This window comes from Ureibacillus terrenus, from assembly GCF_006569205.1.
In the GTDB taxonomy this organism is placed as follows: Bacteria; Bacillota; Bacilli; order Bacillales_A; family Planococcaceae; genus Ureibacillus; species Ureibacillus terrenus.
Genome location: NZ_VIGD01000037.1, coordinates 1 through 5,133, shown reverse-complemented (window position 1 = coordinate 5,133; position 5,133 = coordinate 1). Strand labels below are relative to the sequence as shown.

Sequence of the window (5,133 nt, the reverse complement as noted above, 5' to 3'; positions counted from 1 at the left end):
CTCCCTTTCCACACAAGAGACTGAATATTCAGTCTCCTGTGTGGAGAAAATCAGTCCCCTATCAATTCAAATCCATTTCAGAGAAACCCTACCCCATTTACATTACACAAAATTCTTGACGGTACCAGAATGCTTGGTAGTTTAAAGTCCTTCAAACACTTTCTCCATTTCATCTGTCACACGCCCCATTGTCACTACGATTATAAAAAATAACCTTTATCGTGCGTCCGGGGGCTAATGAGTAAAAACCCTATTTTTAAGTATATATTTCACGTAGAAACTAATGATATTCATGCCATTGTACTGTCCTTAGATCATCATATTGTTCATCTTTAGAAAAACCATAGTAATATTTTGGCTTTTTATCGGCAGAAAGAGCTATTGGGTTGATATCTCTTTCATTAAACTTCCCTTCCCAGTAAAAAATCTCGATATTCCCTAGATGCATTGGACGCAAAAATCTTTCTCCGTCCGGACCAGCTTCAACATATTTAATGTCATTTGTATTTGTTTTAAAAGCCAACATAAGCACATTAATGGTTTGATCATTTATCTTGGCGTAGCCAACTGTTTCAATATCATTTTTTAAATTTGATTGATAATTAAATGCTATCTCACTTTTCCAGAATGGTCCAAAAGGCTTAGATATGACAGTTTTATAAGATTGATCGTTATCCTGAAAAATATATATTTCGTATTCACGAGCGCTTAGCATTCTTATGTATATAATTGTTTTTCTTAGCAGCGTTTAAAGGAGTAAGATGTAAATCCAAAAAAAATACAGTACATGCAAATACAAAAACTAATATAAAAAAGACAATACCTATAAGCTTTTTAACAGGTTTTCTTTTGCTCATAAAGATTCCTTCCTCATTCATTATCTTGTCAAGCCGCTCAGCTCCCCCCCATTGTATCAAAAGGAATTAGAAAAAACATCCGTATTTACCACAATTTTGCTTGCGGAAAATACGGATGTTTAAGGATATCCATGAGATTGAACAATTGGTGGCAGCATCTTAGCGTACATCGAGCATCACAAAGAAAAGTTTTTCAGTGCTTAGGACGTTTCACTTGAGAAGCAACAAGCAGAGGGAGCTTGATCTATTATTTTCTAATTTTTAAGAAAAGTTTTTACTTCCTTTCCCATCCCTTGTTCTTCAATGATCCTGAAAAAGCGCAAGCAGCAGCTCTATATACTACTGAGGTTTCCTGTCTGCCCTCCGAATGAAAATAACCGTTGTGAACATAAGCGCAATAACCGTTATCAATAAAATCACAAATTTCCTTAATAAAAACGGATCCCAAACGGGCGGCTGGAATAAAAAGATGTGCGGCCACGGCATAAATTCCCCTAACGTTACCACTTCTAAAACCGTATAAATAATAATAATGGTAAGGGAAATCTCAATGTTTTTGATAAGCACGATAAGGGATGTTCCAAAAAACATATAGAATAACACTAAAATAATGAAATGAATCACGTTTAAAGCAGATAATGAAGACATCCCGTATTTCACCACAAAAGCGGTACACAGAAGAAAAACCCCGATGATATTGATAATAAAGTATCTGAAGAAGTCAATCCCAAACCGTTTGGAGTAATATGGAACTAATGTTTCCTGCGCGCCTTCTTCATACATTTCGCTCAGCCTATACATAAGACACCAGCAAGAAAATGGAATGAAAACTCCTTGGATAATAATAATATTGTTATAGATGCCGTTTTGCTCTCTTGGAACAAGCAGAATAAGCAACAGAGATAATCCAAACATCACAATCGGGACAAAAAAAGTGAGCCCCATCGTCTTTCGGTCAAATAAAAAGGTGGCATAAATGCTTTCTAAGTAATCCCTCATTCTAGTTCACACCCCTAACAACGGCTAAATAACCATCGATAAGCCTTGGTGCCACTTGTTTCGCTCCTTCTTCTCCTTCTTTCGCAAACACCCGTACATTCACGCCATCTTCCTCTTCTAGAAGCTGAATCACTTCCTTTTCCACCATGATGTAATCCAATTCTTCCGGTGATACATGATATTCCCAAACATATCCTTCCGCATGGGCTTTAAGCTCGGCTGGAGTGCCTTCAAATAGAACTCTCCCGCTTTTTAAAATGCCAATCTTTGTACATAAAAACTCAATGTCTTCGACAATGTGCGAGGAAATGATGACGGTATGCTCCGAACCAAGATTTTTTAACAAATTGCGGAAGCGGATCCGCTCTTCAATGTCCAATCCCGCTGTCGGTTCATCAAAAATGAGGATCGACGGCTTTCTCATCAACAGCTGGGCAATACCTACCCGCTTTCTCATTCCGCCGGATAATTCCATCATTTTCTTATTTTCATGCCCCGCCAGATTCACCTTGTCGATTGCCTCTCTTATGGCTCTTGCCCTCTCCTTTTTATTCAACATGCCTTGCATGATGGCGATATGATCCAACGTTTCCACCACACTAATTTGGGGATAGACCATAAAATCTTGGGGCAAGTATCCGATCAGGTGATTGGCCTTCACATACCGCCCTTTCACATAATTCTCTCCGTTGATTTCTATTATTCCTTCATCCAAGGAGATGAGACTTGACAATATTTTCATCAACGTCGTCTTACCGGCACCATTGGGCCCCACTAAACCGTAAATCCCCTCCATCTCCAACGTAACATCCGATAATATTTGATATTTTCTGAACCGTTTCTTTACTCCCGAAACCCGGATCATCTTCTTCCCTCCTTAAATTCCTGGAATAACTTTTCTGTTTTCACCCAGCTGTCCGAAACCTTGTCCATTTCCTTGTACCATAGCAAAAGAAATTGTTTTTTCTCTTCATCCGATAGTTGAAATAATTCTTCATATATATGTCTAACCGCTCTCTGTGTTTCTTGGTCATACTCTTCAAAGTGTTCAGGTAAATAGGTATGAAAATAATAGGAATTTAACATTTCCAGTTCTAATTCATTTCGAATCAAATAGGTCAACAATTGATTAAATGCTACAATTTGTTCATAAGAAGAAAACTCCCGCTTATCATAATTCCAAAGTAAAGCTTTCAACAAAACTTCAGGCATATTCACCAATGTATACGGGGATGCAATACTATACAAAGTATGGGTTTGAAACAGCAAATGATCACTGCTCAAATAAGCGTTTGTTTCCCAAGTGGGATTGAGAAATATTATTTTTTTCGGAAGTTTCATATCCTGTATTTGAAACATGTCCACTAATTTTTTATGCGCTTGGATCAGATAACTTTGAAAAATCGGCCAATTCTCAGTGATATCCTGCCAGTCATTTGGATACACGATTTCCCATTCATCGATTTGTTTCTTTAAAAACATGCCGGCTACAACGGTAATTCCCCCGGACACTTCCCCGCTGTACTCCCCTTCTTTATTTCGCGGCAAATTCGTATAAAATGGCACGTCCCCCTTAAAAGATAAGGTATAGTGGACCGGTTCTTTTGTTTGCATGGACAAATCAATCGTGCCCTCATTCGTAAAATAGTCAAAATCAAAAGGCGGATGTTTGGCTTTCATTGGAATCCAACTGAAGTAATTGGGCAAATATAAATAGTTTGAGGAAACAGGGAGATGCGATGAATTCTTCATTTGATAATAAAACGTCAATTCATCTGTTGGATCATTGGCTGTTCTTTCCACCACTACAAAATCCCCCTTTTGGGTAAACGGCAAATTTTGGCCTTCCTTGTCCGTCACTTTTTTCACATCAAAAAAATGGTAGAGCACAAAGGATAATGTTGGATTTTGTATTTCATCCAAGATGACCTTCGTTTTGGCTTTTGTCCCGTTCCTTGCATCCAATTGAATGTCATATCCCTGGATGGAATATTGTAAAGTATCAGGATGAATGGTTGCTTTACGGGTTTTATAATACAATGACTCTTGATCATAATCGGCATAACTAAAGGCAAGCTTTCCACCTTCAAATATTTTAGGAAAGATAACGGAATTTCCTATCAATAGGAAAACGATCATCATTATAATGATCAACTTCTCCGGTACTGTGCGGGTGGTCTTCAAAACTGCTGCAAAAACCGCCATTATCGCCAGGACAATCCAAAAAAAGATCTTCATATATGTAGATAAACTAAGATTATATCCAACTACATCTTCGAATACATCGTTAATATTCAATGGACCGATGTAAAACAAACTTTCTACATCAGAAAATGAAAATTGACGAAAATAACGGGAAAACAATTCTGTATTCATCGGTCCAATCGCCAGCCAGACAACCATCATAAATACGAAGCTTATCTTGTTTTTCCCAAAAAGAAGGGCTGTGAATATCCCCAAGAAAAAGGCAAGCACAAACGGCAAAAACCAATAAACGATGACATAAGACACGGTTTGTGTATAAAAAGAGGAAAACGGAATTTCCCACGTACGGTAAAAAAAGAAAATCAAAGCAATCTGAAACCCGATCAAAACAACCAGAAATAATAGATGATTACAGAATAAAGCCGTTATTTTGAATAAAGTGATCCGGAAAGATCCAACAAATAAATTGTTGGCGCCAAACTTATATTCATCGGAAAATAACTTATAAAAGAAAATCATAAATAGAAGCATAACCGCCTGCACGATTAATGTCATTTCCCCTACAAAATTTCCGTAATTTGTATATCCAAAAAAGTCATTTTGTCTAATCACAAAACGGAAAAACAGCATAATGACCATGAAAAGAAACGTTCCCAAATACAGAAAACTTTTCAACATTTGTTTTGCATAAAATACCAATAAACTGAAAAACATGCTCATAAAAAAATGACACCTCCTCATGAATGGATTAGAAATGGCTTTTTTGCTTATGTTATTTTTGAATGAATAGCCTATTGAACGCTGACGGAACAGCCTCCGGATTGACCCCCTAAATTTGGACACATCCTATCTTATTTTAGGTTATTCTCAAAATTTCTCGTTTTTTCTTGGCAAGAAGACAAAATCCTCTTGCCTATACGCGAACTTTTTGATGATTCACGATTTCGTTTGCGCTTTTTTGTAAAATTCATGCGGTGGAAGATCGAGAATACTCGAATGAATCCTTCGCTCGTTATAAAATTTCATGTACTCCATCACGGCTTGATAAGCTTCTTCATAGCTGTCAAACGCC

5 protein-coding genes are annotated in these 5,133 nt (G+C 37.2%); all 5 read right to left on the bottom strand.

Annotated features, from left to right (window positions below; genetic code table 11):
- Nucleotides 1-280: 280 nt before the first annotated feature.
- Nucleotides 281-715, bottom strand: coding sequence for a hypothetical protein (locus tag FKZ59_RS14000; RefSeq protein ID WP_246045914.1), 435 nt, complete (start codon nt 713-715; stop codon nt 281-283).
- Between the two features lie 481 nt (nt 716-1,196).
- Nucleotides 1,197-1,856: a hypothetical protein gene (locus FKZ59_RS13995; RefSeq protein ID WP_141603360.1), complete on the bottom strand. Its 660-nt coding sequence runs from the start codon at nt 1,854-1,856 to the stop codon at nt 1,197-1,199.
- 1 nt (nt 1,857) lies between these two features.
- Complete coding sequence (locus tag FKZ59_RS13990) at nt 1,858-2,721, bottom strand: ABC transporter ATP-binding protein (protein ID WP_141603359.1); 864 nt, start codon at nt 2,719-2,721, stop codon at nt 1,858-1,860.
- Nucleotides 2,718-4,781 (bottom strand): CREC-EF hand family protein, encoded by a 2,064-nt coding sequence (locus FKZ59_RS13985; RefSeq protein ID WP_141603358.1) that lies wholly within the window; start codon nt 4,779-4,781, stop codon nt 2,718-2,720. Before FKZ59_RS13985 ends, FKZ59_RS13990 begins: the two co-directional genes overlap by 4 nt.
- 216 nt (nt 4,782-4,997) lie before the next feature.
- The coding region (locus FKZ59_RS15260) for an IS3 family transposase (RefSeq protein WP_141603357.1) at nt 4,998-5,133 on the bottom strand (136 nt) is incomplete at its 5' end.